Origin of the sequence: Sphingomonas sp. CCH9-F2, assembly GCF_001556735.1 — a bacterium.
Classification (GTDB): Bacteria; Pseudomonadota; Alphaproteobacteria; order Sphingomonadales; family Sphingomonadaceae; genus Sphingomonas; species Sphingomonas ginsenosidimutans.
Genome location: NZ_LSJO01000109.1, coordinates 1 through 3622, shown reverse-complemented (window position 1 = coordinate 3622; position 3622 = coordinate 1). Strand labels below are relative to the sequence as shown.

Annotated in this window: 6 protein-coding genes; 1 reads left to right on the top strand and 5 read right to left on the bottom strand. The window is 69.4% G+C overall.

Features of this window, described 5'->3' with window-relative positions:
• From AX685_RS03335 to AX685_RS03315, 5 genes are all read right to left on the bottom strand, one after another.
• Positions 1 to 358, bottom strand: a 358-nt coding sequence (locus AX685_RS03335) for a pyrroline-5-carboxylate reductase family protein (protein ID WP_443026247.1), incomplete at its 3' end; no start/stop codon positions are given.
• Between the two features lie 51 nt (positions 359 to 409).
• On the bottom strand, positions 410 to 919 hold the full coding sequence (locus tag AX685_RS03330; RefSeq protein WP_066485439.1) for a YbjN domain-containing protein: 510 nt from the start codon (positions 917 to 919) through the stop codon (positions 410 to 412).
• Between the two features lie 40 nt (positions 920 to 959).
• Positions 960 to 1220, bottom strand: coding sequence for an accessory factor UbiK family protein (locus AX685_RS03325; RefSeq protein ID WP_066485437.1), 261 nt, complete (start codon positions 1218 to 1220; stop codon positions 960 to 962).
• A 29-nt stretch (positions 1221 to 1249) separates the two neighbouring features.
• Positions 1250 to 1771 carry a TspO/MBR family protein gene (locus AX685_RS03320; RefSeq protein WP_066485434.1) on the bottom strand — a complete coding sequence of 174 codons (522 nt, stop codon included), beginning with the start codon at positions 1769 to 1771 and terminating at the stop codon, positions 1250 to 1252.
• 127 nt (positions 1772 to 1898) lie between these two features.
• Positions 1899 to 2633 carry a TlyA family RNA methyltransferase gene (locus tag AX685_RS03315; protein WP_066485432.1) on the bottom strand — a complete coding sequence of 245 codons (735 nt, stop codon included), beginning with the start codon at positions 2631 to 2633 and terminating at the stop codon, positions 1899 to 1901.
• A 224-nt stretch (positions 2634 to 2857) separates the two neighbouring features.
• On the opposite strand from AX685_RS03315, the gene AX685_RS03310 reads away from it, so the two are divergent.
• Positions 2858 to 3523 (top strand): RBBP9/YdeN family alpha/beta hydrolase, encoded by a 666-nt coding sequence (locus tag AX685_RS03310; RefSeq protein WP_066485430.1) that lies wholly within the window; start codon positions 2858 to 2860, stop codon positions 3521 to 3523.
• The last annotated feature ends 99 nt before the right edge of the window (positions 3524 to 3622 follow it).

The window sequence follows — 3622 nt, the reverse complement described above, 5'->3', positions numbered from 1 at the left end:
CAATCTGCCGGTCGAACTGGGGCGCGTGGATCGCGACGACGCCGCGCCCCAGTTCGACCGGCAGATTGGGCATCGTCTGCACCGCGACCGGGCCGGGAAAGGCCGCCGACAGCGTCGCCGGATCGCACCCGGCGAGCATCGAGACGAGCAGCGGCGCATCGGCGAGGCGCGCGGCGAAGCGCACGGCGACCTCCGCCAGCTGCTGCGGCTTGACCCCCAACACGACGATGTCGGGCAGCGGTCCGTCGGGCAGCTCGCGCGCCTGGCGCACGCCATCGGGCAGCACGCGGTCGGTGCGATTGACGACATCGACGTCGGCGGCCGCGACCGTCCCGCTATCGACCCAGCGGCGCAACATGGCGGACCCCATATTGCCGCACCCGATCATCCACAGCCGCATGACCGCGCCTCAGGCCTCGCCCTGGGTTTCGACCATCGCCGCCGCGATCGCCTCCGCCGGCGACTTGCCGCCCCACAGCACGAACTGGAAGACGGGATAGAAACGCTCGCATTCGTCGATCGCGGATTCGACCAGCAGCTCGGCGGTGGGGAGCGACATGGTCGCTTCCCCGTCGCGCGCCTCGATCGCGGTGGCGTTACGATAGAGCAGGATGCCGCTGGACGACCAGAGCTCGAAATGGCCCATCCACAATTGCTCGTTCACCAGCCCGAGCGTTTCGTAGATCTTCCCCCGCCCCTTTTCCGCGACCTTCACGTCGGGGAAGGCGAGCAGTTGCAGGACGCCGTCTTCCTCGCGCCACAGCACGCGCAGTTCGTATTCGGTCCAGCTGCCCTTGACGCTGGCCGTCATCTCATCGTCGTGGCGTTCGCACGGCCAGCCATGGGCCGTGAAATAGGCCTCCAGCATGTCCAGCGGGGCTTCGCCCTCGTTATCGGAATCCGCGTCGTGATCGAGCATGGCCATCGTGTCGCCGGTATCGCACAATCGCGCGTGCGCGTCAGCCCGCCTTCTGGGCGGCCAGCGCGGCCTCCAGCGCCTCGACCCGTGCGCGCAGCGCATCAGCCTCGTCCCGCGCGGCGACGGCCATCGCCTTCACCACCTCGAATTCGTCGCGCGCGACGAAATCCAGCCCGCCGATCCATTCGCGCGCACGTTCCCGCGCACCGGCTTCCGCCTCGCGGCTCATCCCCGCGATGGTGCCGGCAGCACCGTTGAACAGCTTGGCCAGATCGCCGAACAGGCGGTTTTCGGACTGCATGGGTGGTCTCTTTCGAAAAGCGGAACAGGTCAGCCGATCACTTGGGACGCCGCGGCCGGCTGCACAAGGCGTTCCGCATCGGGATTCAGCTGCGCGATGCGCCAGTTGAGCACGCCCGCGAAGCTGAGCCACACCATATAGGGCACCAGCAGCCACGCCGCGACGCGCCGGATCTGCGCGAAGACGAAGGTGGTGATGATCGTAAGCCCCAGGATCGCGACGATCAGCAGCAGCGCGGCCCCGACCTTGTGCGCGCCGAAGAACAGCGGCGTCCAGGCCAGGTTGCCGGCCAGTTGCGCCGCGAACAGCGCCACCGCGACCCAGCGCAGCTTCGCCCCGCGCGCACTGAGCACCAGCGCCAGCGCCAGCCCGAGCATGATGTAGAGCAGCGACCAGGCGACCGGGAACACCCAGCCCGGCGGCGTCAGTTCGGGCTTGGTCAGCGCCATGTACCAGCCGTTCTCGCTGCCAGAGGGGACCGACCGCCCCGACAGGAACCCCAGCAGCAGGACCAGCGGCACCGAGACCGCCGCCCAGCGCAGGAACGACATCCGTAACTGATCCCTCGATGCGACCGTGCCCAACGTCCCTGATCCCCCACACAACGTCAACGACGCGCCTAGGTGCCCAATCGTCACCCTTGCGTAAACTGCCAAAGCCCCATGGCGCACGATTGTTTCAGTCGCGATGCGCCGCGATCAGATATTCGACATTGCCCTCCGGCCCGGTGATCGGGCTTTCGACGACGCTTTCGACGCGCCAGCCGGTGGCGGCGAACCAGTCCGCCACCTCGGCGCAGACGCGGTCGCGCACCGACTGGTCGCGCACGACGCCGCCCTTCCCCACCTCGGCGCGGCCGGCCTCGAACTGCGGCTTGATCAGCGCCATCGCGCGCGCCGGGGGGCGGGCGAAGGACAGCGGCACCTCCAGTACCTTGGCCAGGCCGATGAAGCTGGCGTCGCAGACGATCAGGTCGACCGGTTCGGGAATGTGCGCGGGCGTCAGGATGCGCGCGCTGGTCTGTTCGTGGACGATGACGCGCGGATCCTGGCGCAGCTTCCACGCCAGCTGGTTGGTGCCGCTGTCCACCGCATAGACGCGCGCGGCGCCGCGCGTCAGAAGCACGTCGGTGAAGCCGCCGGTCGACGATCCCACGTCGATCGCCACCGCGCCGCGCACGTCCCAGCCGGCGTGGTCCAGCCCGTGCGCCAGCTTGATCCCGCCGCGCGACACCCAGGGATGGTCGCGCCCGCGCACGTCGAGGATGACGTCGTCGGCGAGCGGCTGGCCGGGCTTTTCCACCTTGCGGTCGCCGGCGAAGACCAGACCGGCCATCACCAGCGCCTGCGCCCGCGTGCGCGATTCGGCCAGGCCGCGGTCCACCAGCATCTGATCGGCACGTTGTTTCGCCATCCGCCCGCTATCGCAGCCCGCCCCCCCGGACCGCAAGCCGCGCGGCGATTTCGGTTCGTCTCGCGGCGGCCTCCGTTCGCGTCAATTGCTGCGATGCAGGATTGTCCATGGATTTAGGGGACAATACATTGCGAATCGAGGCCGCGGCTTTTCCCGACCCCTAGACTGTGTGCCGCGGCCTCACCGTCCCCCGCGCGGAATGCGGGGATAACAGGAGGGTAGTCATGGGACTTTCGACATATGATCTGTCGGTCCGGCCGACGATCCTGACCGTTCCCGGGCTGGGTGGCTCCGGCCCCGCGCACTGGCAGACATTGTGGGAGAACGGCCGCCCCGATACCGCGCGGATCGAACTGGGGATGTGGGACCGGCCGCACCGCAACGCCTGGGTGACGAAGATCGACCAGGCGGTGGCGGGGGCACGCGCGCCGGTGATCCTGGTCGGCCATTCGCTGGGGTGTATCGCGGTGGCGTGGTGGGCGTCGATGAGCCCGCAACCCTATGGCTGGCCGGTCGCCGGCGCGCTGCTGGTGGCGCCCGCCGATGTCGAGCGCGCGGGCGTGGCGGAGGAACTGGCGCCGTTCGCGCCCGCGCCGAAACAGCCGCTGCCGTTTCCATCGATCGTGGTGGCGTCGAGCGACGACCCGTGGGTGACGATCGAGCGCGCGCACAGCCTGGCGGTCGACTGGGGCAGCCATTTCGTCGACGCCGGGCCGCACGGGCACCTCAACGCCGCCAGCGGGCTGGGTCATTGGCCGGAGGGACAGGAACTGCTGGAACGGGTGATCCATGCCGCGGGCGGCCCGCATGGCGAGGCGCGCACGCCGGGCGATGCGCGCGCGATCCTGACGATGCCGAGCCGGCCGCGCGGTTACGAGGCGCGGATCTGAGGGCTCGTTTGGAAACGTGCCGCAGGCACGTTTCGCGGCACCGGCCCGCTCCCCCACCCCGCCTCCCATCGGTATCATGAGTGGGAGGCGGGGTGGGGG